This window comes from Lagierella massiliensis, assembly GCF_001407835.1.
GTDB lineage: Bacteria > Bacillota > Clostridia > Tissierellales > Peptoniphilaceae > Mediannikoviicoccus > Mediannikoviicoccus massiliensis.
This window is the reverse complement of record NZ_CYUO01000005.1, coordinates 690,022-715,257: the sequence shown is the minus strand read 5'-3', so window position 1 is coordinate 715,257 and position 25,236 is coordinate 690,022. Positions and strand designations below refer to the sequence as shown.

General features: G+C 29.5%; 25 protein-coding genes. 4 read left to right on the top strand and 21 right to left on the bottom strand.

From position 1 onward, the window contains the following. The first annotated feature begins 2 nt into the window (after window positions 1-2). Genes nadE through lgt form a run of 3 tightly spaced genes read left to right on the top strand, consistent with a single transcriptional unit; the run spans window position 3 to window position 2,226 of the window. The gene (gene nadE, locus BN2746_RS07000; protein ID WP_055079071.1) at window positions 3-731 is read left to right on the top strand and encodes an NAD(+) synthase; all 729 of its coding nucleotides are present in this window, start codon (window positions 3-5) and stop codon (window positions 729-731) included. Next, the gene (locus BN2746_RS06995; protein WP_055079070.1) at window positions 732-1,475 is read left to right on the top strand and encodes a YebC/PmpR family DNA-binding transcriptional regulator; all 744 of its coding nucleotides are present in this window, start codon (window positions 732-734) and stop codon (window positions 1,473-1,475) included. Window position 1,476: 1 nt separating this feature from the next. Continuing rightward, a complete protein-coding gene (gene lgt / locus BN2746_RS06990) occupies window positions 1,477-2,226 on the top strand; it encodes a prolipoprotein diacylglyceryl transferase (RefSeq protein WP_055079069.1) in 750 nt (249 codons plus the stop codon). A 37-nt stretch (window positions 2,227-2,263) separates the two neighbouring features. Here the strand turns inward: lgt and BN2746_RS06985 are convergent, their stop codons facing one another. Genes BN2746_RS06985 through BN2746_RS06950 form a run of 8 tightly spaced genes read right to left on the bottom strand, consistent with a single transcriptional unit; the run spans window position 2,264 to window position 14,960 of the window. After that, window positions 2,264-3,709 carry a hypothetical protein gene (locus BN2746_RS06985; RefSeq protein WP_055079068.1) on the bottom strand — a complete coding sequence of 482 codons (1,446 nt, stop codon included), beginning with the start codon at window positions 3,707-3,709 and terminating at the stop codon, window positions 2,264-2,266. A gap of 4 nt (window positions 3,710-3,713) precedes the next feature. Continuing rightward, window positions 3,714-5,111: a sensor histidine kinase gene (locus BN2746_RS06980; protein WP_082420230.1), complete on the bottom strand. Its 1,398-nt coding sequence runs from the start codon at window positions 5,109-5,111 to the stop codon at window positions 3,714-3,716. Window positions 5,112-5,113: 2 nt separating this feature from the next. Continuing rightward, a complete protein-coding gene (locus tag BN2746_RS06975) occupies window positions 5,114-5,794 on the bottom strand; it encodes a response regulator transcription factor (protein ID WP_055079067.1) in 681 nt (226 codons plus the stop codon). Beyond that, a complete protein-coding gene (locus BN2746_RS06970; protein ID WP_055079066.1) occupies window positions 5,791-8,787 on the bottom strand; it encodes a UvrD-helicase domain-containing protein in 2,997 nt (998 codons plus the stop codon). Before BN2746_RS06970 ends, BN2746_RS06975 begins: the two co-directional genes overlap by 4 nt. Before the next feature lie 5 nt (window positions 8,788-8,792). After that, window positions 8,793-11,483: a PD-(D/E)XK nuclease family protein gene (locus BN2746_RS06965; RefSeq protein ID WP_055079065.1), complete on the bottom strand. Its 2,691-nt coding sequence runs from the start codon at window positions 11,481-11,483 to the stop codon at window positions 8,793-8,795. Beyond that, a complete protein-coding gene (locus BN2746_RS06960) occupies window positions 11,476-12,375 on the bottom strand; it encodes an ROK family protein (RefSeq protein WP_055079064.1) in 900 nt (299 codons plus the stop codon). Before BN2746_RS06960 ends, BN2746_RS06965 begins: the two co-directional genes overlap by 8 nt. Before the next feature lies 1 nt (window position 12,376). Continuing rightward, on the bottom strand, window positions 12,377-14,005 hold the full coding sequence (locus BN2746_RS06955) for a nucleoside kinase (RefSeq protein ID WP_055079063.1): 1,629 nt from the start codon (window positions 14,003-14,005) through the stop codon (window positions 12,377-12,379). Beyond that, on the bottom strand, window positions 13,986-14,960 hold the full coding sequence (locus BN2746_RS06950; protein ID WP_055079062.1) for an RluA family pseudouridine synthase: 975 nt from the start codon (window positions 14,958-14,960) through the stop codon (window positions 13,986-13,988). Before BN2746_RS06950 ends, BN2746_RS06955 begins: the two co-directional genes overlap by 20 nt. 71 nt (window positions 14,961-15,031) lie before the next feature. On the opposite strand from BN2746_RS06950, the gene BN2746_RS06945 reads away from it, so the two are divergent. Then, window positions 15,032-15,475, top strand: coding sequence for an endolytic transglycosylase MltG (locus BN2746_RS06945; protein ID WP_055079061.1), 444 nt, complete (start codon window positions 15,032-15,034; stop codon window positions 15,473-15,475). A gap of 21 nt (window positions 15,476-15,496) precedes the next feature. On the opposite strand, the gene BN2746_RS06940 is transcribed toward BN2746_RS06945, so the two are convergent. The 13 genes from BN2746_RS06940 to BN2746_RS06880 all read right to left on the bottom strand — a co-directional run bounded on the left by BN2746_RS06940 (window position 15,497) and on the right by BN2746_RS06880 (window position 25,231). After that, entirely contained in the window at window positions 15,497-16,024 is a 528-nt protein-coding gene (locus tag BN2746_RS06940) for a DUF6648 family protein (RefSeq protein WP_055079060.1), read from the bottom strand. Window positions 16,025-16,086: 62 nt separating this feature from the next. Further along, window positions 16,087-16,509 (bottom strand): hypothetical protein, encoded by a 423-nt coding sequence (locus BN2746_RS06935; protein WP_055079059.1) that lies wholly within the window; start codon window positions 16,507-16,509, stop codon window positions 16,087-16,089. 42 nt (window positions 16,510-16,551) lie between these two features. Then, complete coding sequence (locus BN2746_RS06930) at window positions 16,552-17,493, bottom strand: TIGR01212 family radical SAM protein (protein WP_055079058.1); 942 nt, start codon at window positions 17,491-17,493, stop codon at window positions 16,552-16,554. Beyond that, window positions 17,486-17,926: a peroxiredoxin gene (locus BN2746_RS06925; protein ID WP_055079057.1), complete on the bottom strand. Its 441-nt coding sequence runs from the start codon at window positions 17,924-17,926 to the stop codon at window positions 17,486-17,488. Before BN2746_RS06925 ends, BN2746_RS06930 begins: the two co-directional genes overlap by 8 nt. After that, a complete protein-coding gene (locus BN2746_RS06920; protein ID WP_055079056.1) occupies window positions 17,898-18,782 on the bottom strand; it encodes a Cof-type HAD-IIB family hydrolase in 885 nt (294 codons plus the stop codon). The genes BN2746_RS06925 and BN2746_RS06920 overlap by 29 nt, the downstream gene beginning before the upstream one ends. A gap of 49 nt (window positions 18,783-18,831) precedes the next feature. Further along, window positions 18,832-19,212, bottom strand: a complete 381-nt coding sequence (locus tag BN2746_RS06915; RefSeq protein WP_055079055.1) for a DUF1292 domain-containing protein — start codon at window positions 19,210-19,212, stop codon at window positions 18,832-18,834. Window positions 19,213-19,220: 8 nt separating this feature from the next. Then, window positions 19,221-20,633 carry an aminoacyl-histidine dipeptidase gene (locus BN2746_RS06910; protein ID WP_055079054.1) on the bottom strand — a complete coding sequence of 471 codons (1,413 nt, stop codon included), beginning with the start codon at window positions 20,631-20,633 and terminating at the stop codon, window positions 19,221-19,223. Window positions 20,634-20,641: 8 nt separating this feature from the next. Beyond that, window positions 20,642-21,388: a peptidylprolyl isomerase gene (locus tag BN2746_RS06905; protein ID WP_055079053.1), complete on the bottom strand. Its 747-nt coding sequence runs from the start codon at window positions 21,386-21,388 to the stop codon at window positions 20,642-20,644. Beyond that, window positions 21,375-22,220 carry a CvfB family protein gene (locus BN2746_RS06900; protein WP_055079052.1) on the bottom strand — a complete coding sequence of 282 codons (846 nt, stop codon included), beginning with the start codon at window positions 22,218-22,220 and terminating at the stop codon, window positions 21,375-21,377. The genes BN2746_RS06905 and BN2746_RS06900 overlap by 14 nt, the downstream gene beginning before the upstream one ends. 88 nt (window positions 22,221-22,308) lie before the next feature. Beyond that, window positions 22,309-23,193, bottom strand: coding sequence for an L-serine ammonia-lyase, iron-sulfur-dependent, subunit alpha (gene sdaAA / locus BN2746_RS06895; RefSeq protein WP_055079051.1), 885 nt, complete (start codon window positions 23,191-23,193; stop codon window positions 22,309-22,311). Window positions 23,194-23,195: 2 nt separating this feature from the next. Next, window positions 23,196-23,861: an L-serine ammonia-lyase, iron-sulfur-dependent subunit beta gene (sdaAB, locus tag BN2746_RS06890; RefSeq protein ID WP_055079050.1), complete on the bottom strand. Its 666-nt coding sequence runs from the start codon at window positions 23,859-23,861 to the stop codon at window positions 23,196-23,198. Window positions 23,862-23,869: 8 nt separating this feature from the next. Beyond that, entirely contained in the window at window positions 23,870-24,715 is an 846-nt protein-coding gene (locus BN2746_RS06885; RefSeq protein ID WP_187364074.1) for a YitT family protein, read from the bottom strand. 171 nt (window positions 24,716-24,886) lie between these two features. Further along, window positions 24,887-25,231, bottom strand: a complete 345-nt coding sequence (locus BN2746_RS06880) for a type II toxin-antitoxin system PemK/MazF family toxin (RefSeq protein WP_055079048.1) — start codon at window positions 25,229-25,231, stop codon at window positions 24,887-24,889. Window positions 25,232-25,236 lie beyond the last annotated feature (5 nt).

Here is a 25,236-nt window from a genome sequence, read left to right as displayed (position 1 = left end):
ACATGGATTATCTTAAACTCGAAAAAGATTTATGCAATTGGATAGAAAACTATGTTAAGTCTGCTGGTTGTAAAGGTGTTATTTATGGACTTAGTGGAGGTTTAGACTCTTCAGTAGTTGGAGTGCTTGCAAATAAAATTTTTAAAGATAATGCTTTGGGTCTTATTATGCCAATAGAAAAAAAAGGTTCTGATTATAATGATGCCATTAAATTACAAGAGGAATTTAACTTAAACGTGAAAATATTGGATTTAACAGATGCATATAAATCGTTAAAAAACATTTATACTCAAAGTACCAATACTTTAGCATATTCGAATATTAAACCGCGACTCAGGATGACCACTTTGTACTATCATGCACAAATAAATAATTTCCTTGTTATAGGAACAACTAATCTATCTGAATTTACAATAGGTTACAGCACAAAGTTTGGAGACTATGGTGTTGATTTTTCCCCTATTGCTGATATTACAAAAACAGAAATTTTTGAGTTTGCTAAACACTTGGGTATTCCAAGTTCAATTATTGAGAAGAAACCTTCTGCTGGACTTTGGGAAGGTCAAAGTGACGAAGATGAGTTAGGCTTTTCATATGAAGAGTTAGACAATTATATTCTTAATGGTGTAGGCAAAAAAGAAACTGTTGATAAAATAGAAAGGCTTATTAAAATTAACAGTCATAAAAAGCATATGCCAGAAATTTTTAAATTAAATAGAGGTGATTATTAAATGTCAGGACATAATAAATGGAGTAAAATTAAAAACAAAAAAGGTAGCGAAGATAAAAGAAGAGGAAAAGTTTTTACTAAACTTACAAGGGAAATAATTGTTGCTGCTAAGGAAGGTGGAGCTGATCCAGATTATAATGCAAGTTTAAAAACAGCTATTGAAAAAGCAAAGGCTGAAAATATGCCTAATGACAATATTGAAAGAGCGATAAAAAAAGCTTCTGGGTCAAATGAACAAGACAATTATGAAGAGATTATTTATGAAGGATATGGCCCAAGTGGTGTTGCAATGATCGTATCATGTTTAACCGACAACAGAAACCGTACTGCACCTGAAGTACGCCATGCCTTTGATAAATTTGGAGGCAATCTTGGAACAACAGGTTCTGTTATGTTTTCTTTCAACAGAGTAGGTCTATTAGAAATCCTTAAAGATGGTGTTGATGAAGAAGAACTTATGATGACTTCTATTGATTCTGGTGCAAGTGACTTTAAGGAAGATGATGACGAAGTTTTTGAAATCTTAACTGAAGTAGAAAATTTCTCAAATGTAAGAGATGCATTATCTGAGTCAGGATATAAATTTGAATTCTGCGATTTAACATATCTTCCTAATACAGAAGTGTCTGTAACTGATAGCGATGACATAAAAAATTTATTTAAGTTAATTGATACTCTTGAAGATAATGATGATGTTCAAGATGTATATCATAATTGGGCTATACCTGAAGATTTCGAGGTGTAATATGGAATTTAATATAAATCCTGTAGCTTTTAGCATTTTTGGAATAGATATTATGTGGTATGCAATACTTATAACTACAGGAATTATACTTGGACTTTTCTTTACAAATAAACTTGCAGTTGTTAAAGGACATGATAAAGAAATGCCTTCTGACTTATTACTTTGGGCATTGATTCCCGCAATCTTAGGTGCAAGACTTTACTATGTATTGTTCAGCTGGGATTATTATAGTAAACATCCCTCAGAGATAATAATGATTAGAAATGGTGGACTTGCAATTTATGGAGGTCTTTTAACAGCTTTTTTAATAACATATTTCTACTCCAAGAAAAAAAGTATTCCATTTCTTACAATTTTAGATATATTTGCTCCTGGAATTGCTTTAGGACAATCAATTGGACGTTGGGGAAATTTTATTAATAAAGAAGCATATGGTAGACCAACGGACCTTCCATGGGCAATTATAATAGATGGACAAAAAGTACATCCTACTTTTCTTTATGAATCTATAGGAGACTTTATAATTTTTTTAATACTTTATAATCTTTGCAAGAAAAATCGTAATGAAAAAGGTACAATCATTTCACTTTACTTTATACTATATGGAATTTTAAGATTTTTCGTAGAGGGACTTCGTACTGACAGCCTATATTTTTTAGGTATGAGAGTATCTCAAATATTAAGCCTTATACTTGTTGTTATAGGTATTGTGATTTGTATCCTAAATAGAAAAAAAACAGATGTTAAATAAAAAGGACTTCACGGATATTCCGCTAAGTCCTTTTCTCCTATTCAGTTTTAATTAACTTTGTACCTGAACCATTTATAAAGTAACCTTTCCAAAGATCGGCATTACTTCCTACAGGCCAATCTATTTTTATTAATTTCTTAGTATAGCCCGTTGGCAATTCAAGCTTTATAATAGGTTCGTTAGATGTAATATTATAAAATATCAAATTTTCTTCTGTTAAAACTACATAAAAATTCTTTTCTGGTGAATAGGCAATATCAATAAGCTCAGGGAATTGTTTTTTTATATCATCCCACTTTTTGTCTAAAGTTGGTTCCTTAATTATATTATTATCAATAGGTAAGTTTAAATCTATATCCTTATAGGTCGACTCTCCCTTATCCCCTGTAATTAAACTTGTTTTAAATTGCCAAGATCCATTTTTTCTAACTAATCCTAAATTAAAATAGTCAGTCATTATTCTAAGTGGGCTTTGTAGCTTCGATTTCTCTTTTTCTTTGTTTATTATCTCTTTAATTAATTTTACGCCTTCAGTTCCTGCAATGTCCTCTATGTCCAGAGGTGGATCTTCGTTGAATGAATTAATATGTCTTATCCTGTAATCAATTTGATTTTCATTAACTGGATTTCTCAAAATAATGCTATAAAAATTACTTGACATATAAGATAATTCAAAGGGTATTGAGGATTTATAAATTTCATATAGATAAACTCCTTCATCTTTTGATCCTATTTCAGTTAAATCAAGTCTACCCGAATATTTTCCATTCTCCCATTCCTCATTATAGTTTACAGTGTTAAAAGTGTTCTTTCTTACAAGGAATATATCATCCATTTCATATGCATACTTAGCTTTTAGATTTGCTCCTGAATTGTTGTAATAAAGGTAATATGTTTTATAGAATGTGTTTTGGTGTCCATCAATTTCCCTTTGGAATTTTAGTGATACAGTTGCTCCAACTATACCATTGTAAGCTTCTCTTATAGGGATTTGACCGTCTTCATATTTCTTAACAATATCTTCAGAAACTTCGTCAGATGTTTTTGTTAAAAAATAGGTAAATTGATTAGATTCCAAAAATATTTTATTGTCATCTAATTTCACTAACTCTTGATAAAAGCCTTCAGAGTCAGAAACAACAACAACTTGTAATAACTCTTCATCTGTTATAATTTCAGGATCGATATTTGTCTGATTTTTAAAATATGAATCTCTGCTAACGAGTTTAGACTCATAATGTGGATTTATAGAAAATCTATTCCCAAACTCGAATATTTCATTTGATATATATAGATTCGTTACATCTATATATGATATGTCTGAATCGTTTATCTTTTTTGACTCTTCAACTTCCCAAGTTCCTTCAAGCATTAAATCCTTTACTTTCGGCGCAACTATTGCAGAATTGGCGTCGTATTCTTCCAATTTTACACATGAAGTCAAAGTAAGTAGGATGATAAGTATAATAAAAGTTTTTTTCATTTTATCATTCTTCCTCCTTAGGTATAGCAATTTTTATGGTTGTGCCCTCTCCAAGTTTTGAAGATATCATCATTTCACCTTTGTGAAGTTTTACAATCTCTTCACATATTGATAGTCCAAGACCTGTATGAGAATTGCTATTTTTCCCTTTATAAAACTTTCCAGTTATTAGAGAAATCTCTTCATGGTCAATGCCCACTCCCGTGTCTATAACTTCAAAAAAAATATTTTTTTCATCTTCTGATATATTGAGTATTACAACTCCACCTGATTCCGTAAACTTCAAAGCATTATCAAGCAAATTTATTAATACCTGTCTTATTCTATTTGGATCAATCAAACCTATAATATGTTTAGGTTCAAAATTAATTATCAAATCAATTCCCAGTGATTTTGCTCTTGGAGTAAGTTGCCTTTTTATTTCAAGACAAAGCTCTGTAAAGTCCGTCATTTGCTTTTCTAATTTAATTCTGTTTGAGGTGAATCTCGAAAAATCTAATAACTCTTCAACCATTCGGGCAAGTCTGCTACTTTCGTTTTCAATTATTTCAAGTCCTTCTGTTACAAGTTCTGTATCTTTAGGGTCTACTAAAAGAGTCATTGCCCAACCACTTATTGAAGTAAGTGGAGTTCTTAACTCATGGGAAACTGAAGAAATAAAATCATTTTTAAGTTTTTCTTTCTCTTTAATATTATCAGTCATGTAGTTTAAGGTATTTGCCAAGGCATCAAGTTCTTTAAATTTAGAACCTTCTACAACCGTATTAAATTGTCCTTCAGCCAGTTTCTCCGCTGACTTTGTAAGCTTATAAATAGGCTTAGTTAGATTATTTGATACTACCACAGAAAGACCGGCTGTAGATATTAATACCAATAGTCCAAATGTCAGAAAGACAATCACACGATTATTTATTTTTGCATTAACAGGCTCTAAAGAAGTAACAAAGCGAATAACTCCAATTTGTCCTTCTTTAGTTTTAATAGGTACAGAAACTCCCATTAGCATATCTTCTGAATATGGCATCTTACCAATATACTGACCCATTCCACCTTCCACTGCCTTATCAATATCAATATAGTTCTTTAATGATTTACCAACCATATCCGTACCGAGGCTATCATATATAACCGTCTTTGAATTATTGAGTATCTGCACTTGTGGTTTTAAAGATCGAAAGTATCTATCTGCATCATCTATTATTAAATTTTCAATATTTCCTTCAATTAAGTTGGACTTGTACTTGTCCAATGTATACAATATTTCATTTTTTAAATTGTCATTTATTACAGAATAGTAGTAATATCTAACAAAGTATATGGAAAAAATTTCAAATACTATTACTGTAATTAAAATGATAAAAACAAAGGAAGATACTATTCTCCTCTTAATCGTAGCTTTCAAAATTAATCCTTCTTCCAGCGATATCCAGTGCCCCAAACAGTTTCAAGGTATTCAGGTTTACCTGGATTATCTTCTATTTTAGATCTAAGTCTTCTAATGTTAACATCAACGATTTTTGTTTCACCAATATAGTCTGCTCCCCAATTTTTATCAAGCAGTTCCGATCTTGAAAATGCACGTCCAGGATTTCCCATAAATAATGTGACTATGGAGAGTTCAGTAGGTGTTAAGTCTATAAATACGTCATTCTTTTTTAATGTCTTTGCATTTAAATCAAGCTCAAAAGGACCTCTTTTAATAATTGAAGTGTCTGAATCTTTTAGCCTTCTTATTAAAGACTTTATCCTAAGAATAAGCTCTTTAGGATTAAATGGCTTTGCTAAATAGTCATCTGCTCCCTTTTCAAGACCAAATATTTTATCATCCTCTTGAGTCTTTGCAGTAAGCATAATAATTCCTGTGTTTGGAATACTCTTTCTTAAAATGCTACACACTTCATAACCGTCAATGCCTGGAAGCATAATGTCTAAAATAACCACGGTTGGGTTTTCCATTTCAGCTATTTCTACGCCTTTTTCTCCAGTTTCTGCTTCTAACACTTCAAAACCTTCTCGCTCCAAATTAATCCTTGTAAATTTTCTAATATTTTCTTCGTCTTCAACCAGCAAAATTTTTTCGTTCAATTTATCCTCCCATCATATTTTTCAATGATATTCATAACTTTTTGTTTGACGTTATCATCAAAATCAACATAGGTCTTATATTTGTTTCTCAAATTAATTAATTGTAACTTTATTTCCTTATCAGGATAGATTTTTTCAACAACAATTCCATAAAAGACAATCTGTATAAAATAATTTTCAATTAGACTTTCATTATCCAGACTTGAAAACTTGTAGTCGGTTATTATAATTGTATCATCTTTTTCTATAATATTATCTATGATTCCTCTAAAAATAAAGTTTTTATACTTATACACAAAATTTATTTCCCTAAGTCCTTTAAAATATTCTTCATCCAAGTCACTTACTATATTTAATAGTAGCGATTTGAGATTATCATCATTTTCTCTATACAAAAATTCTTCTTTTATCTTTTGAAATGCTTGTTCAAAATCGCCATCGTAAATCTGTACAAATCTATGAACTAATTTCCCTAATACATTGCTTGGGATATCAAAATTAATATTTTGTGATTTGTCATAGAATTTATTGATTTCATTTCTAACATTATATTCTTGCATTATTTGAGAAATATTAAATTTTATGGTTTTATTACTTTCAACTTTACATTCTTCTAAATATGGGAAATCATATTCAGGATTTTTAAAACTACTTTTCTTTTGAATCGGTAATATATCAACATAATCTTTTTCATCTAAAAAATTATCACTAAAATTCTCAACTACAATATTATTTAAAACTGCCTTGTAACCTGACTTATGTCCTGTCATACCCAGCAATAGCCCTTCCTTTGCCCTTGTCATTGCAACATAATATATATTGTCGTTTTCCTTTTGCTCAATAGAATTTTTTAAATCTTTGTTTAGACAAAAGTTATATCCCATACCATAATAATTTATCCCTAAACCATTTTCCTTTGTGAAATTGATAATATTTTTATCACTTGCTCCTCTATTTGAAAGATTTGGAACAATTACTTGATTAAATCCAAGTCCCTTTGAACCATGTATCGTCATCAGCTTTATAACATTCGACTTTTCATCTTCGACTTGCTGTTGACTTAATGAAGAATATTTTTCCTCCAAGGTATAGAAGAATTCATCAAAAGTTTCAAGATTTTCATCAGACTGTTTTGCCAGTTTTAGCATTTTATATAAATTTCCTTGAGCCTGAAAATCTGGCTCTAAAAAGTTGTAGGTTTCAACAATTTTAAAACTTTTATATATTTCTTCTAAGAGATTTTTATTTGATAAAAGTTTTAATTTCTTTAAATCACTAATCTTTTTATTAATTTCATTTAATGCTTTTTGTATTTTTTCATTTCCATTCTTGTAAAATTCTAAAATTTCTTCATCACTAAAGGAATAGAGTTTTGAATTTAAAATATAGTAATATGAAATATTGTTATCCTCTTTTTTCAATAGTTTCAAAATAGCAATTAAAAGATTAATTTCTTCAGTATTGAAAAAACCTGGGGAATCAAAGGTATAATAATCAAGTCCTGCTTGATTAAAAGCTTTTTCAAAATCAGAAAGCTTGGTTCTGGACCTAAATAATAAAGTGAAATCTCCTAAATTTTTATCTTCCCTTAAACTTTTAATTATATACTTTGATATCAAATTAGGTTCTAAGTTCGATGAATCTTTTCCATCAGCATATATTATATTAAACTTGCTGTTCCCACTGTCTTTATTGAATTTTAAAGGATTGTATCTTTCCTTCATTATTTTAGAATAGATTAGATTGACTGGCTCAATTATTCCCCTATCCGACCTGAAATTCATATCAAAGTTTATTAACTCACCACCAGAATTTACAATGTCTTCCAAGGTCTCGCTAAAAACATTTATATTAGCTCCTCTAAACCCATAAATGGACTGTTTAGGATCTCCTACTATAAATAAATTTTGTCTATCTAAATTTTTATCAACAGAACATATCTCATAGAAAAGTTTTCTCTGTAAATCGTTTGAATCTTGATATTCGTCCACCATAAGATACTTAATATCACTTTGAATTTTTTCTTTAACTGAAGGAATTTGCATTAGTTCTATACTCATTTTTAAAATGTCATTAAACTCAAACTTTCCAAGCTTTTTCTTTTCTTCCATCATCTTTTCTTTTAAATCATTACAAAGTTTTAAAATTTTTATATTCAAATCGATATTTTTATATTCAATATACTGGCGTTCCAAATTTGCCACTTCTTTTAAATCGTCATATTTCTCTGATGAATAACTGTATAACTCTTTAAAATAATTCGACAATGTTAAGGTATCACTTTCATTTAAAAGCTTTTCTAAAGTTCCTTCCTCAAATAAAAACTTTCTAAACTTTCCAGCAAATTTTGAATTTTCATCAAAGGCTACTATTGATTTAAAAATATCAGCTCTTACGGACTTTTTATTTAATTTCTCTGTCCTTATTAAAGCTTCCTTTATAAAATAAGAAGCACTCTCAGTAGTTTGGTCTATGCTATTGTAAATATTTTTAATATCTTCCCTAACTTGATTCGAATCTCTCTTGCCAGTAACATTTAATATCTCATGAATTATTCCCTTATATTCATCTGTCTCCAACATCTCATTCAAAATATTATTAAAAAGATTAAAACTCTCTCTTTCTTCCATGATTGTAAAGCTTTGGTCAATATCTAAAAAATATGAATTTTCCTTTACAATTTTTCCACAAAAGCTATCTATCGTAGAAATATTTGGATCATTTAAATCACCTGAAAGTTCTAAAAGTTTTTCATCCTTTGAATTTTCTACAAGTTCTCTGACCCTTTGCTTCATCTCACTTGCAGCTTTCTTTGTAAAAGTTATGGCAACTACAGAATTAACTTCTCCCCTATCTCCGAAGTCTCCATTTTTTAGCAAATTGACATATCTCCTTGTTAAAACCTCCGTTTTTCCAGTTCCAGCTCCGGCATTTATAGCAAGATTTTTGTCAATTGTCTCTATCGCTTTTAATTGTTCATCTCTAAGCTTCATATAAATCACCTGTACTTACAAATGTTTTTAAATTCACAAAAATAACAATTATTTTTATTCTTTGCTCCTTCAAAAAATCTCTCTTCTTCAATATAAGCTAAGTTTTCAGAAACTATTTCTTTTAACCTGTCTTCCATTGGCTTTAAGTAGGAAGTATCAAATTTTCCTTCTACAAAATAGTTGTAAAAGTCATAAATTTTAGGACTTGAAACAGTAATGTATCTACAGGCTTTGGCATTTTTTATTAATCCATAAACTGGAAATTGTAAACTTTCACCTTTTTTGTCAAAATCTTCAAACTTTTTTACACCAGAGGTCCCAAGTTTATAGTCTACAAGGTAAATATTTCCATAATTGTCCTCATCAACCCTATCGATACTTCCGGTGAAAGTTACATCTTTTCCACATATTTTTAAACTTTTCACAAAATTCTCTTCAAATGAAATTGGTTTTAGTCCATTTTCTTTTAAATAATTCAAATCCAATTCAATAGTTCTATCTATCAAGTCAACATATCTTTTAACCATATCAATATTATTAGAATTGATTGTGTAATCTTGAATCATTAGCTCTTTTTTTAATATCTCTTCAATTAAATTATTTTTCTTTATGGACTCATTTAAATTAATTTTATATTCTTCATAAATCACCCTCAAAGTCTCATGTACTGCCGAACCAATTTTTAAAATATCTGTCTTTGGTTCAAAATAATCTTCTAACTTTAAAACGTATTTATAAAAATATTTAATTGGACAAGCTATATATGTTTCAAGTCTTGAAACTGAAAATAAATTATTTTCTTTTTTATCAAATAGTCCAAATGGGATTGTCTCTAAAATATCTTCAAAATCTGTATTTTTTTCAAAACTACTTAAATACTTTAACCTACCTTCTTTAGAGATTACTTGTGAAGGATTTGGTCTAATAAATTCTTTTATTCCGTAATTTTCTTCTTCTATCTCTTCTGTTATAAATTTTATAAATGGAGAAACTAAATTTTCACCACTGCTGGAATAACTTAAATATATTTTTTTAGTCTTTTCATCAAAGATATTCATAAAGTTTTGAAGCTCAAAGTAATAGTTTTCTCGATTATTTAAAATATCTAATCCTATAGACTTATAATCTGTTATTGAATTTTCATTAAAATAATAATTAGTAGCTTTTCTAAGGGGATAATTATTGTCATCAAAACCAATAAAATAAAGATTATCATAGCTCAATAGGTTAAACATATTAAAAGAAGTAAGTTCAATATTATAATCAACTTCACATTTTAATCTCGTTTTAAAATCTTTAAGTATACTCTTTAAAATATTTACAAATCTATCAAAGTGGAGACTTTCTATAATTTCTTTAAATCTATCATTTAAAATGATTAAAAACTCATAAAAATCAGATTCTATTTCATCTTCTAATATCTTTTCAAAATCCAAATAGGATTTTAAAACTTCCAAAATAAAGTTCATAAGAACAGTGTTATTATCAATTTCTAAAACATTGTCCTTTAAAATCAAAATTTTTTCTTTTAAAATTGGAAAATCTTCAGCAGACATGAATTCTTCAAATTGTAAAACTTCATCAAGGGTGTCAAAATTATTTTCAGTTATTATTTTTTCAAACTCAAGTGACTGTGTTGTATCTTCAAATATGAGAGGATTTTTATAGTTTTTAATAAGATATTCTGATATATTTAAATCTAAACTCATTAAATTCCAAAGATGTTTCCCAATCTCTTTGTCTATAAGTTTAATATTTTCATTTACTCCAAGCTGTAATGAAACTTCATCAAAGACTTTTCGTATTTGTTCAATTTTCTTCGCATCTCTAACAATTACGCAAGAGCTCAAGTTAGGATTTTCGATGAAGTCCTTTTTTACTTCTATAGAAAGTCTTTCTAACTCTAAGATTTCGTCTTCTGTTCGTATAATCTTTGTATCAAAATTCCACTCTTTTAACTCTAAGTCTAAATCGAGTTCATTGAAGTTTAATACTTTTAGTTTTTCTTCTACCTGATTTGAAAAGCAATTAGAATTATTTAAAGAATTTAAATAAAAAATATCTATATCTATATCTTCATTTTGGAGTTTTTTTAAAATCTCTAATTCCAAAGGAGTAAATTTGACAAATCCTCCAATCATAACTTTTGATATTCTTTCTTTATTCCTAAATTCTTTTAAAAATCTTTCAATTTTTTTAAACTTGTTAAGAAAACCTTGTTCTCTAATATAGCTGTTATATTTTTTTAGAAGTTCATAAATAGCTAAGTAAGATTTTTTATCATGAAATTTACTAAAAAATATTTCTTCATCCAAATTTGATTCATATATTATATTATTAAACCTGTTTACAATTGAAACAAAGCTATCACAGTTGAAAAAAATATTGTCTTCAATCTTATCTTCTTTTATGCAATCTTCTAAAGCCTTTTCAAATAAAATTGCAGAGTAATATTCCTTATATTCGTCCTCTTTGTCAATATAGTTCATATTGACTAAGTCATCAAATGTAAATATCTTGAGTCCTAAGATAACTTCAAACTCATTTGATAGATCTTCCATAAATTTATTTATTAGACTTTGACTGGGTAATACCACTATAAAGTCTTGTCTTTTTTCTTTTATAAATTCTCTTACTTTATCTTTTAAATCTTCATAAGCTCTACTTTTGTTTCGATATTTTATAATATTATGCATCTTTTTTATCCATATTTATAAAGGCATATCTACATGCACCAATTATTCCTGCGTTATTTAGGAATTTACCTATTATTATTTTCATGTCCCCTGGTCTGTTACAGATTTTTATATATTCTTCCATTACATTATCTAACCAATATTTAGAAGTTTCGCTAAAACCTCCCCCGATAATAACAGCTTGAGGGTCAAAAATATTTTTTATTGTTGACAAGTATATTGCTAAGTCCGTATATAATTTTTTTAGAGCCTTTTTTGCATTGTCATCTTGATGAAGTATAGAAATTATTTCTGGACCGTTTAGATCTTTACCTGTCAATTCTTTGTAGTTTATACTAAGTGATGAACCTGCAATATACTTTTCGGCACATCCCTTTTGTCCACATCCACAAAGTCTTCCATTAGGATACATTATAATATGACCAAGCTCTGCCCCTTGATAGGTAGAACCTTCTAAAAAACCAGTCCCACTGTCATACACAGCTCCTCCAAGACCTGTTCCCATGGTTAGCATGACAAATTTATCATAATCCTTAGCGCTTCCTATCCACTTTTCAGCTAAAGCTGCCATATTTGCATCATTTGCCACATAAACTGGAATATTAATAACTCTCTCCAAACTCTCTTTTAAATGAAATCCCCAAAATCCTTTTATATTTGGTGAAACCAATATTTTGCCCTGTTCTGTGTCAATAAATCCAGCTACGGAAATTCCGATTGCCATTAATTTTTCATCTTTAAATTCTTTTATTCCTTCTATTATAGTTCCAAGTATATCTTCTCTTTCTAATTTTGTAGATTTCTTTGTTATTTTTAAAAGTTCTCCCTTTTCGTTCATCAATCCAAAATTTATCTTTGTTCCACCAATGTCAATTCCCAAAACTTTTTTCATATTAATCCCTTCCTATCATCTCTCTTAAAATAGAATTTACTGGAATGTATTCTTCATCTTCTATATCTACAAAATATTTTAGAAAAGCTTTTAATTCTTTTATGGTCTTATAATTTTCAGGGCTGTATTCATATTTTTCGAATAGCTCAAATACATATTTTTTCAATATGGCTAATTCGTATATTAGGGAAGAATCCAGTGTTATATCTGCCAAATCTTGATATGGGAAAACATATATCTCTTCTCCCGCTCTAACTTTGTGCCAAGTCGAAAGTGTTTTATCAGCAGAGTTTCCTCTAAAATTATAATCTCTAACCATTCTCCTGATAAGTCGTACCATGGATGAAGAAATTCTGTTGTGACTGTCTAAGTTAAGCGGTGTCAATGCTGAAATATATACCTTATACTTATTCTTTTCTGGTACCATCTTTGTAAGTTCTGGATTTAGGCAATGAAGCCCTTCAATTATAATAATACTATCTGAATCTAATTTAGTTTCATTTTTTTCAAAACTTCTTGTTCCCGTTACAAAATCAAAATGAGGCAGATTAATTGACTTACCTTCAATTAATGACATCAAATCTCTATTAAAGAGTTCAAGATCAATTGCATTTAAAGCTTCATAATCTGGTTCCCCATTTTCGTCAAGAGGAGTATCTTTTCTTTCAACAAAGTAATCATCTGTTGAAATCAAAATAGTTTTTTTACCTCTAACCCCAAGTTGAACCTTCAATCTATACGCTAAAGAAGTTTTTCCTGAAGAAGATGGACCTGCAATTTGTACAAGATTCACATCTTGGTCATTAACTATATTATCAGCTACATTAGATATCTGGTTTTCAAAATAGGCTTCTGCCATATCGATAATATATTTACTTTTACCTGACAGTATATAATTATTTAATTGTCCGACATCTCGAATGTCCAAAAGTTTTGTCCATCTATTAGAAGCTAAAAAAACTTTCGATAGAAGTTTTTGTTCTTTAAAGTCTATCAACTCTCCATTGGTCGAAGCAGTTGAAGTGGTTATTACAATACCTGGATAGTAGGCTTTAATATCAAAATTTAAAATACATCCTGTTGAAGGTGCTAAGTAACCAAAAAACTTAAACACATTTCCATCAACAACATTGTAATCAATACTTTCAAGATCTAACTTCTCAAAAAGATTATATTTTTCATCATAACCAGATTCTTTAAAAAGTTTTAATACTTCTTTTTTGCTTCCAGTCTTTCTAAATATTGGATAATCTTTTTTTATAATTTCTTCCATTTTTTTAGATATGTTTTCTATTTCTGAGTGAAAAAATGGTTCTCTATCTTCCCATTCACAATAAAGATAATCTCCAATTGTATGTTCTACTCTTATTCTTTTATCGGGATAAATCTTCTTGCAAGCTAAAATAAACACAAGGGTTAAAGTTCTCTCGAGTATATTTTCACTTTCTGAAGCATACCCATCAAAAAACTTTACAATATCTCCTTCATTTAAACTTTCAAACAAATTAAAATACATATTATTCACAATAGCACTAACTATTTTTTTATTAGGATAAAGCTTTTTTGCAAGTTCTATTGCAGTTAATTTGTCTTCAATATCAATTTCTTTACTATCTATATAAACTCTCATAGTCCTCCCCAAATAAATCTTTTGCTACCTTGGAAAAATCTTTAGGTAGTTTCGATATAAATGTCTTTCCATTTAAATAGCTTAATTCTCCATCAAATCCATTTAAAATAATTTTATAAGCATGAAGTAACTGCCTATTGACTCCATATTTATTCCTAAAAGTTCTATTCGTTTCAAAATCTCCATATTTTCCATCACCAATAATAGGATGTCTTATTGATTTTAAGTGACTTCTTATCTGATGTGTTCGTCCAGTTATAAGATTTACTTCAACCAGAGAAAAACCTTTTTCATATTTTAAATTTTTAAAATCAGAAACAGATTCTTTTCCTTCCTTTGTTACAACAGTTCTATTGTTAATTCTTTCAAGATTAACTTCAACTTTTTTATCCTTTAAATTTCCCTTAGCAATGGTTAAATAATATTTTTCCACATGACCACTCGCCACTGCCTTGTTCATATTATTTAAAGAATATTTGTTTTTACAACCGATTATAATTCCAGAAGTGTTTCTATCCAATCTGTTTGAAATAGCTGGTATAAAAGATTTCTCAATCCTTGGAACATAATCTTCTTTTTGAATTAGATAACTTATCATTTCGTCAACTAAATTCTTTCCATAATCTTCATTTGAAGCTGCATGGCTTAGTTTGCCAGCTGGTTTATTCATTAAGATTATATTTTTATCTTCGTAGATAATATCTAAATTATTTTCCAAAATTAGACTCTTCTTGTCTTCTTCATATTTAGATAAAACTTCTTCATATATATAAAACTGAATCTTATCCCCTTCTAAAATAATATCCTCTGGCTTTGTCCTCTTTTTATTTAATTTTATTTTCTTTTGCCTAATATACTTTTGTATAAGGGATTTAGGTGCTTTTGGTAAATATTTATTCAAAAAACGATCCATCCTTTGATTAGTATCGTTTTTCCCCACTGTAATTTCTCTCATATTTCATCCTTTGTGTTATAATAGTACTAACTAAATTATACATTGAATAGAAAGTTAATTAAAGGAGAGCCATGAGAAGATTTATTAATTTCATTAAAGATACACTTTACGATTTAAATCATTTTGTTTTTACTCTGCTAATTATTGTAGCAGTTGTATTTATTCTTCAAAATAGAATAAGATTTATGTTTTCAAGAGACTACAGTAAGCTTGGAGGAAATGAAGTGAAGGCTGCTGAAAATGTAGAAAGACACTCTGTTTATAGTTCTGATAGCATTCCAGATATAGATATATCCATACTCCTTCCTGAGGGAAGTTCGCCAGAAGATGTTGGAAGAATTTTGAATGAATCGAATGTAATTGAAGATGTTGAAGACTTTTTAAATATAATAAATACCTACAAGTTACAAGATAAAATTAAGTACGGTGACTACGAAATAAAAAAGGGTTCAACATTAGAAGAAGTTGTAAATCAAATTACAAATAATGCCCTTGACGAAACTAAGTCAAATTAAAAAGAGCCCTTATGGGCTCTTTTATGGTTTGTTTACATATGTATCAATCAATGATTTTTGTGAGACATCTGAAAACACAAGATTATTTTTAAGATTTTTTAAAATTTCTATGTTTTTTGAGTGAAAAACCGCATAGTTTTTATCTGTGAATACAACTTCAAAAATCAGATTTTTTAACCTGACAGAATGAAGTTCTATATAATAAGCTTCAACATTCTCGTAATTTTTTATTTCCAACATAGCTTGTAGAGACTTATCTTTTTCACAATAATAATTATCCCTCTTGTTAAAATTACATTTTTGTTTTCTTCCTTTAGATAAATTACCCATGTCATTATAATGTTTTGCCAGTACATTGTAATAATGATAATTGTAAAGCCCCTTTTCAATTGAATCAACGGGGCAGAAGGGTCTCATGGATAATTTTTCTACAAGTTTTGCATTCTCATCTAAAAAACTTCTCTTGTCTAACTTTCCCTCATCAAGTTTTCTTATTAAATTGTCTCTTTCCTTTAAAAAATTTTCAATATTTTCTTTTTCTGTTGCCATTTGTATCCTTTTAAAAAAGGCATACTTGCATATGCCTTTCTTAATCTCTATTATTTTAATTATTATAGTGAAAGTTCAATGCTATTTTCTAACATTGTGCTTGGAAGTTCTTCTTTTTCTTTATTAAGTCCAATGTAGAACTCAACTTCAAATTCTTCTGAAATCTTTGTTAATTCTTCAGAAAGTTGTTTTAATTCTTCTACACTTATCTCCACAATATCATAAATACCATCTACATATATTTTTTTAATATCGTAATCTCTTGATATAATTCCTGATAAAAATCCATAGAATCCATTTACAGAGTTTATATGATATTTATTTGCATTAATAAGTCTTACTTGATGATCAAGTGAATAGATATGTGAATCATCAGTATCAATAAAAACTATGTTACCGTTTCCTGAAGCCTTTTCTTTATTTGCTTCATCAATTAACCATTTAGTCTTTCCACTTCCTGAAGGACCTATTACAAATTTAACCATTTAACCACAACCTTTCTTTAAGTTACTGTTGTTATTATTGTACTATTTAAATGGATTTTCATCAAGTGCAGTATAAAAATCTCCTTGACTATATCCATTTTCTAACATTTCTTTTTCAATAGCTTCTTTAATTAACCACCAAGATGTATTCCAATTACAGAAAACAGTTTCCTCTTTGGGCATTCTTCCAACAAGTCTTTGAACAGCTATATCAGGTTTTAAATGCCTCAAAAATAAAATAACTATTCTCTTGTACTCTTCAAGGCTAATTAATTCAATTTCCTTTTTTTCATACATCTCACTAAGCTTAGTGTTTTTTGGAATATATAGACTGTGTATCTTTACTTCATCTACCCCGAGTACGTTAATAAGTTTTGCTGTCTCTATAAAATCCAAATCATCATCCCATGGCAGCCCCAGAATCACATGAGTACAAATTTTAAACCCACTTTGTTTTATCCTTATGCACGCATCTATAAATTCAGAAATTCCGTGACCTCTATTTAACTTTTCCAAGCTATGATAATTTACAGTCTGTAACCCCAGTTCAAAAACTATTTCAAGTCCTGTGTCTTTTGAAAATTTTGTTAAAAAATCTAAATGTTCTCTATATATACAGTCGGGTCTTGTGGAAATATAAATTCCTACAATATTATCCATTTGACAACTTTTTATACATCTTTTAAACACATCAAGAGGCATATAAGTATTTGAAAAGTTTTGAAAATAGGCTAAAAATAATTTAGCCCCATATCTTTTTCCAATATAGTCCATGTTTGATTTTAGTTGGTTCTTAACCGACATCTTCTCACATAAATTTTCAAAAGATCCACCTGATTCGCCACAGAAAATACATCCACCATAAGCTACAGTACCGTCTCTATTGGGGCAAGTCAAATCCAGTTTAATTGGAAGTTTATAAACCTTTTGACCATATTTCTCTCTAAGATAATCACTGTATGCCCTATAGGGAAGATTAGTCATTTAGTTCTTCTTTCACAAAATCCAAAACATTCTTTACATGATCTTTAACCTTTACTTTCCTATATTCTTTAACAAGAACTCCCTCTTTGTTGAAAATAAAAGTTGATCTTTCTACGCCCATATACTCTTTCCCATACATTTTCTTTTTCTTCCATACATCAAAAGCCTTTATAAGTTCAAGTTCTTCATCAGACAAAAGTTCAATCTCAAGATTGTGATCTTTTGTGAATTTATCATGGGACTTTTGTGAATCCTTTGAAATTCCATATATTTTAGTATTAAGTTTTTCAAACTCATTTTTATTTTCAGTAAATTCTATTGCTTCTGTTGTGCATCCCTTTGTATTGTCTTTAGGATAAAAATATATAACTAAATTTTTGCCTTCATTTGCTTTAGCAAAATCATCACCCATTAAATCTTTTAAGTTTTTCATACTCTCCTCCATATATCTTTCTTAGTTCTAATTCTACACCATCGAAATTATTATCAAATTCAGTAACGAAATCTGAAGATAACTTTAATTCATTAGAACCATTTAACATACTTATACCCAATTTAGAATTTGTTATCATCGATAAGTCATTGTTATCGTCACCAAAAGATATTACATTTTCCCAAGTCTTTCCTTTTTGTTTGAGTACTTTTCCTATTCCTTCTCCCTTAGTTGCATTTTTGTTTAAAAATTCTGTCATCTTATGCTCTTCACTAAAAGCATATATTGTATGACTGGTTATATCTAATTTTAAACTTCCAATTGCGCTACATATTTTTTCAATATTTTTATTTGAATCTAAAAATACTACCGATAAAATGGAATCAAATAAATATATCGAAGCCTCGGACATATAAAGAATTTCTCTTGAACTCCTTACTGAATTAAAAAAATCTTCCCTTTTCTTATTATCATCTATGATTAAACTATACTTATTGTTTTTATCATAAACATGAAGATATGGCAGGATATTTAAATTTTGACTCACTTTATAAATCTTTTCAAAAAACTTTTTTTCTATGGGCAATTTAAAAAGAATTTTTTTAGTAAGATTATCCATAGCTATAGCTCCATTATTCGCAACAATTGTATAAGGAAAATTGAATTCTTTTAAAAATTCTTCCGACTTTTCTATGGAACGTCCTGTTGCTATGATAATTTCACAACCAGCAAATTGTAATTTTCTTATAACTCCTATTGTGTTTTTTTGAATTAATTTTTCATCATTTAAAAGCGTTCCATCCAAATCAAAACAAATAGTATTATAATTTTTTAAAACTTCATCTTTAATAACCATTTTAAATCCTTACTAAGTAAAAAAGCCCTGGTAATACCAAGGCTTTAGTCTATTCTTCATCCATGTCTTCAAGTTCACCATCAAAGAAAATTCTTGAAAATTCTTCTACGACTTCATTATATTCTTCTTCGGTCTCAATTTTATCTAAAGTAGCATCTCCACCGATAGTACCTGTCTGTGAATCTGGCGTAAGTCTATACAAAAGCACTTCTCTATCTTCACAAGTTACAAGTGCAATATAATTTTGTTTTTGACTTTCTAAATAGAAATCTCCTATAATTTCACATTCAAGATCAGTGCCATCTTCTAAATTAAGTTCAACGATTGTTACCTCTTCATCACATCCACATTCTTCATCGTGGTTATGACAACCACATTCACATTCATGATTATGATCACAATTATGTTCTAAATTATTATCTTCCTTCATACTTCCTCCTATGATAATTTTTTTATTAAATATTGTAGAAACTCATATGTTCTCTTAGTTGACTCAATATCCAATTTCTCGTCAGGAGTGTGGACATTATAAATATTTGGTCCAATTGAAATAGGATCAACCTTTGGATATTTATCTTTAAAAATAGCACATTCAAGTCCAGCATGTATCACGGAAACTTCAAGTTCCTTTCCATAGAATTCTCTATATGAATTTACAGCTATATCTCTAAGTTCTGAATTTTCTTTAAATTCCCAAGCCTTATATCCATTTGATTGTTCAATTTTTCCATCTGTATCTGAAACAATTTTCTTTAATTCATCTATTATTTCATCTCTTTTTGATTCTTTTGAACTTCTCACAGATATCTTAAAGTGAACAACATCTTCTTTTGTTTCTACAATTGCAAGATTTAGAGAAGATTCAACAATATCACTATAATCTCCACTCATGTAGCTCTTAACTCCATGAGGAAAATCTACTAAAGCTTTGATTAATCTTTCAGTTAAATCTTTAGAAAATACATTTTCTTCTGAATTTGAAACTTTTTCCAATTTTACTTCAATATTTTCTTCTATTTTTTTAAATTCATTTAAATCTTCTTCAAAAACATTATCTTCAATTTCTTTATCAGATAAAAAAGTCACTTCAAATTCTCTTGGAATTGCATTGTGTTTAGTTCCACCAGAAAGATTAATTATATTCATCTCTGTTGAATTACTAATTGTATTTAAAATTTGCCCACCTGTTTTAATTGCATTTAAAAGTGGTTTATGAATACTCATTCCTGAGTGTCCACCCTTTAAGTTGTGAACAATAAGTTTGTATACATATCCTTTTTTATCTTCTCTTTGAATATCATAATCTATGTCCACATCTGTACCACCAGCACATCCAGAAATAAGAACTCCCTCTTCTTCAGAGTCAATATTTATAAGATATTTTCCTTTTAAAATTCCAGGCTTATAGTTGGATGCACCAACAAGTCCAGTTTCTTCAGTTGCAGTGGCTACAAATTCAATTCTTGGACTTTTTAAATTTTCATCAGATAACAATGAAAGAGCCATCGCTATTGCAATACCATTATCTGCGCCCAAAGTAGTCTTGTTTGCTCTTAAAAAGTTTCCATCATAGATTAATTCAATAGGATCTTCACAGAAGTTATGATTTGAGTCTTTTGTCTTTTCACAAACCATGTCTATATGACCCTGTAAAATTATCCCAGGTTTATCTTCATAACCTTTTGACGCTTCTTTAATTATAGTCACATTTTTATAATCATCAACTATAGCTTCGTATCCCTTCTCTTTTGCAAAATTTAAAAGGTAATCTGCTATCTTTTCTTCATGAAATGAACATCTTGGTATCTTTGAAATCTCTTCAAAATATTTAAAAACTTGATCTTTGGACATGTTTCCTCCTAATAAAACTTTTCTACTTTATATTCTTCTTTTAAATCAACAGCTTTGTTTAAATAAAGTTCTTGTTGTTTCAGTGCGAGTAACTGTCCTTTGATTTGTCCAATAACTTCTTCAAAACGTTTAGTTGATGGAGCAAATTTATCATTTACCTTGATTATATGATATCCGAATTGAGTCTTTACTGGTTCAGATAATTCGTCAATGTCTAAGTCAAATGCAGCATTTTCAAATTCTTTAACCATTTGTCCTCTTCCAAATCTTCCAAGTGAACCGCCATTTTTCCCTGATGGACAATTTGAATTTTCTATTGCTGATTCTTCAAATGATTTACCATCAATTATCTCTTGTCTAATTTCTTTTGCCTTTTGTTCATCATCAACTAATATATGAGATGCTGATATCTCTTCAGGTGTCTTAAAATGTTCCTGATGAGAGTCATAATATTCTTTTACATCTTCATCTGTAACTTTAGCTTCACTAAGGATTTTATTTACTGCATAGTTTTTAAGAGCAGACTCTATTAAAACTTCAAGTTCTTTCTTGAAAGCCTCTTCTTGTTCAAATCCATTCTTAATTGCATCTAAATAGAAGAGTTCTTGATTTATAAGTTCGTCACAAACCCTTTGAATTCCATCTTCTGAGTGAAATTGTTCGCCTTGTGGTCCCATTGAATTGATAAAATCAATAACTTCTTTTGCTGTAATATCTCTACCATTTACATTTGCTAAAACTTTATTTCCTTCCAATATTATCCTCCTTAATTTTTATTCCATCTTTAAAAAATTCTATTTTATTTTCTTTTAAAAGTCTACCTACTGCTTTTTTGAAAGCAGACTTTGACATGCAAAACATATCTTGAATATCATCAGGATCTGATTTGTCATTATAAGGTAAAAATCCTTCATAATCCTCTAATACATCAAATATTAATTCAGCATCCTTGTCAAGTTCCAAATGACCTCTTTCTCTTTGAGAAAGATTTAATCTACCATCACTCTTTACAGACGAAACCCTTACTCTTATAGGCTCACCAACTGCAACTACTCCTCTTTTTTGATCCTTTGGGAGAAGCGCTTCATATATATTGTCTATTGCAACAAAAGCTCCAATATCATCAACTATGTTATAAACAACTCCAGAAACTTTGTCGTTCTCTTTATATTTTGAGTCAGTTCTCAAATAATCTCTAATTTTCATAGTTGAGCAAAGTCTGCCTGTTTTATCAATATAAAGAGCTACTAAATAACTTCTTCCTCTATCCAGTTTACATATTTGTTCTTTAAAAGGTAAGAATAGCTCTTTTTCTAATCCCCAGTCTAAAAAAGCTCCAATTTTTGTAATTTCTCTAACTTCTAAATGAGCAATTTTTCCCAAGGTTATCTTAGGCATAATCTTTGTTGCAAGAACTTTTCCTCTACTGTCGTTATAAAGGAATACCTTTATAATATCCCCATTTTTTTCATTTTCAATCTCTTCGATTGGAAGCAGAACTTTTTCGCCTTCAGCATCTTTTAATAATGCCCCAGCTTTAATTATTTTATCAACTTTAAGTTCTTGAACTTCTCCTAAATTTATCATAAAACACCTCTTTTTTAATTATAACATACACCCTACTTAAACACATGAACAAGTTAAATGAAAAAGGGAAGCAAATGCTCCCCCAATATTATTCATTATGTTTTTCGTAAAACTCTTTTTTTATTCTTTCCCCAGTTCTTGTAGCAGCAATACCTCCAAGTGCTGTTTCTTTAAGTCTAAAACTCATTGATTCTCCAACGTCATTTAGAGCCTGACATACCTCTTCAAATGGCACAAGAGATTTAATTCCTGCCATTGCAAGATCTGCTGACAATATGGCGTTAATTGCTCCTGAGGCATTTCTAAAAGTACAAGGATATTCTACAAGTCCTGCAACAGGATCACAAACAAGTCCAAGTATGTTTACAATTGCAATTGAAGCTGCGTTTAATGACTCTTCTAAACTTCCATCTTTCAAATACACAAGTGCCGATGAAGCCATAGCTGCTGCAGAACCACATTCTGCTTGGCATCCTCCTTCCGCTCCTGAAAAGTTTGCAAATCTTCCTATGATTTTCCCAACTCCAACTGCTGTAAGAAGTGCTTCTATTAATTTTTCATCAGTTACATCAGGTTCTTCCATTCTATATCTTGCTATTACTGCAGGTATAATCCCAGAAGATCCAGCTGTTGGTGAAGCAACTATCCTTCCCATTGATGAACTTAATTCAAGGGTAGAAAAAGCCATAGCCATAGTTCTTACATTTTTTTCTCCTAAAAATGAATTGCCTTTTCGAGCATATTCATTAGCCTGTTTTGCATATCCATCTATTAGTCCAAATCCTGTTTTGCTATCTTTGTCAAGATATGTATTTGCAGAATTTTTCATAACTTCTATCATTTCAGAGAGCTTTTTATAAATTTCTTCTTTTGAATCATTTGAAACTTCTAATTCGTCTTCAAGAACTATCTCCCAAAGATATGTATTATTCTCTTCGCAATATTTTAAAAGTTCATCTGTAAAATAAATCATATTTAGAACCCTTTCTGTAAATGCTTAACGAAAGTAATACTTTCATTTTTTCTAATTTCTTCAACGGTACCTTCATCTAAATCCTTATCAAGTTCAACTACAAGAGTTACTTCATCAACCTCTTTAGTAGTTTGAAGACTTTCGATATTGTAGTCATTTTCTGCTAAATGTGAAGATATAAAAGCTATAATTCCCTTCTTATCCACATACCTTACTATAAGTAATGGATATTTACTTGTAAAGTTAAGAGGAATACCATTCATTTCAATAATTCTAATATTTCCTCCTCCAATTGAAGAACCTGTTATAGTAGTTACTTTTCCATCAGGATAGGTCATTTCAATTTTCACAGTATTTGGATGCACATCACCAAGATCCGCTTTTTCAAAATGATACTCAAGTCCCACTTTCTTTGCAATTTTAAAAGAATCTCTAATCCTTTCATCATCTGGATCCATCATCATGGCACCAGCAAGAAGAGCTCTGTCTGTACCATGACCCATATATGTCTCTGCAAATGAACCGTGTAATATAAAATTAATTTTATTAAATCCACCACCTGCAACTATTCTTGCAGTTTTAGAAATTCTACAAGCTCCCGCTGTATGAGAACTTGAAGGACCTATCATGATAGGTCCTAAAATATCAAAAAGATTATATGAACTCATTTTACCTCCTAATTTTTTTGAGCTTCATAAGTAAAGCCTTCACCAACAACTTCATTTACTATATTCATAGTGACAAATGCTTTAGGATCAATTTGACTTACATGATTTTTAATTTGAAAATACTGTCTTCTTGTAACAACAGTTTGAACTATTTCTTTAGGTGCTTGTGAATATCCTCCCTTTGCACTATAAATTGTAGTTCCTCTTGTAACGTTCTTAATTATATAGTTATTAATTTCTTCAGGTTTGTTTGAAATTATATACATACTTATCCTGGTGCTAAATCCAGTTATAAAGTAGTCAATTGATAGCGAATTTAAAACTACCGCCAAAGCAGCGTAAAGCCCTTGTTCAGTCCCAATAGCAAAGAAACCAAAGAGTACTACAAGACCATCACAAATAAGTAAAGCCTTGCTTATCTCCATATGTGTGTATTTGTTTATTATACTTGCTAAAATATCTGTACCACCTGTTGTACAGTTTTGAGATATTACAATGGCCATACCACCTCCAGATATAACAACACCAACAATTATACTCAAAAGAACATTTGATGTTAGCGGTTCTGATAAAGGTACAAAGTTTTCTAAAAATGTAATCGCATTAGAAATAAACATTGCTGAATATATGGTGTAACCCACATATTCTTTTCCCAAAAAAATAAATGACAGTATGAAAAGTATAATGTTTAATCCAGTCATCACGTAACCTACTTGTAGCTTTGGAAATACATACTGTAAAGCAATTGCAAATCCACTTACGCCCCCCATCGGAATATTGTAGTCCATTATAAATAAATAGACTCCCAGTGCTACCAAAGCTGACCCTAAGGTTACAATTAAAAATTTCTTCATGTTTTTTTTCGTAAAAAATTTCTTCATGAAATGATTATATCATGTATTATAAAAATTTCACGAATTATTTTTAAAAATCCAAAACTTTGTAGCTTTTATCTCCTTTTACTCTTTATTGAGCAAAACAATTTTGACAATGAAAAAGAGCAATAAATAAAATTTAATTGCTCCCTATCTTAATCCTACAGATATTTTTAACGCATCATCTAACTTGTTCATGAAAGTATTATCGAATGAACCTATCTTTTCTCTTAATCTTTTTTTATCAATGGTCCTCAGTTGTTCTAATAGTACCACTGAATTTTTTGGCAATCCATATTCATCTGCTGCTATTCCTATATGTGTCGGTAATTTTGCTTTATGTAATTGAGATGTTATGGCGGCGATTATAATGGTAGGGCTATATTTATTTCCTATGTCATTTTGAACTACCACTACCGGCCTAACGCCACCTTGCTCTGAACCGACTACAGGACTGAGGTCAGCGAAGAATATATCTCCTCTTTTAATTTTCATCTATA

Excerpts from the sequence above, each read along its gene's own strand:
- nadE (WP_055079071.1), top strand. The coding sequence starts at position 3 with ATGGATTATCTTAAACTCGAAAAAGATTTATGCAATTGGATAGAAAAC.
- BN2746_RS06995 (WP_055079070.1), top strand. The coding sequence starts at position 732 with ATGTCAGGACATAATAAATGGAGTAAAATTAAAAACAAAAAAGGTAGC.
- lgt (WP_055079069.1), top strand. The coding sequence starts at position 1,477 with ATGGAATTTAATATAAATCCTGTAGCTTTTAGCATTTTTGGAATAGAT.
- BN2746_RS06985 (WP_055079068.1), bottom strand. The coding sequence starts at position 3,709 with ATGAAAAAAACTTTTATTATACTTATCATCCTACTTACTTTGACTTCA.
- BN2746_RS06970 (WP_055079066.1), bottom strand. The coding sequence starts at position 8,787 with ATGAAGCTTAGAGATGAACAATTAAAAGCGATAGAGACAATTGACAAA.
- BN2746_RS06965 (WP_055079065.1), bottom strand. The coding sequence starts at position 11,483 with ATGCATAATATTATAAAATATCGAAACAAAAGTAGAGCTTATGAAGAT.
- BN2746_RS06960 (WP_055079064.1), bottom strand. The coding sequence starts at position 12,375 with ATGAAAAAAGTTTTGGGAATTGACATTGGTGGAACAAAGATAAATTTT.
- BN2746_RS06955 (WP_055079063.1), bottom strand. The coding sequence starts at position 14,005 with ATGAGAGTTTATATAGATAGTAAAGAAATTGATATTGAAGACAAATTA.
- BN2746_RS06950 (WP_055079062.1), bottom strand. The coding sequence starts at position 14,960 with ATGAGAGAAATTACAGTGGGGAAAAACGATACTAATCAAAGGATGGAT.
- BN2746_RS06945 (WP_055079061.1), top strand. The coding sequence starts at position 15,032 with ATGAGAAGATTTATTAATTTCATTAAAGATACACTTTACGATTTAAAT.
- BN2746_RS06940 (WP_055079060.1), bottom strand. The coding sequence starts at position 16,024 with ATGGCAACAGAAAAAGAAAATATTGAAAATTTTTTAAAGGAAAGAGAC.
- BN2746_RS06935 (WP_055079059.1), bottom strand. The coding sequence starts at position 16,509 with ATGGTTAAATTTGTAATAGGTCCTTCAGGAAGTGGAAAGACTAAATGG.
- BN2746_RS06930 (WP_055079058.1), bottom strand. The coding sequence starts at position 17,493 with ATGACTAATCTTCCCTATAGGGCATACAGTGATTATCTTAGAGAGAAA.
- BN2746_RS06925 (WP_055079057.1), bottom strand. The coding sequence starts at position 17,926 with ATGAAAAACTTAAAAGATTTAATGGGTGATGATTTTGCTAAAGCAAAT.
- BN2746_RS06920 (WP_055079056.1), bottom strand. The coding sequence starts at position 18,782 with ATGGTTATTAAAGATGAAGTTTTAAAAAATTATAATACTATTTGTTTT.
- BN2746_RS06915 (WP_055079055.1), bottom strand. The coding sequence starts at position 19,212 with ATGAAGGAAGATAATAATTTAGAACATAATTGTGATCATAATCATGAA.
- BN2746_RS06910 (WP_055079054.1), bottom strand. The coding sequence starts at position 20,633 with ATGTCCAAAGATCAAGTTTTTAAATATTTTGAAGAGATTTCAAAGATA.
- BN2746_RS06900 (WP_055079052.1), bottom strand. The coding sequence starts at position 22,220 with ATGATAAATTTAGGAGAAGTTCAAGAACTTAAAGTTGATAAAATAATT.
- sdaAA (WP_055079051.1), bottom strand. The coding sequence starts at position 23,193 with ATGATTTATTTTACAGATGAACTTTTAAAATATTGCGAAGAGAATAAT.
- sdaAB (WP_055079050.1), bottom strand. The coding sequence starts at position 23,861 with ATGAGTTCATATAATCTTTTTGATATTTTAGGACCTATCATGATAGGT.
- BN2746_RS06885 (WP_187364074.1), bottom strand. The coding sequence starts at position 24,715 with ATGAAGAAATTTTTAATTGTAACCTTAGGGTCAGCTTTGGTAGCACTG.
- BN2746_RS06880 (WP_055079048.1), bottom strand. The coding sequence starts at position 25,231 with ATGAAAATTAAAAGAGGAGATATATTCTTCGCTGACCTCAGTCCTGTA.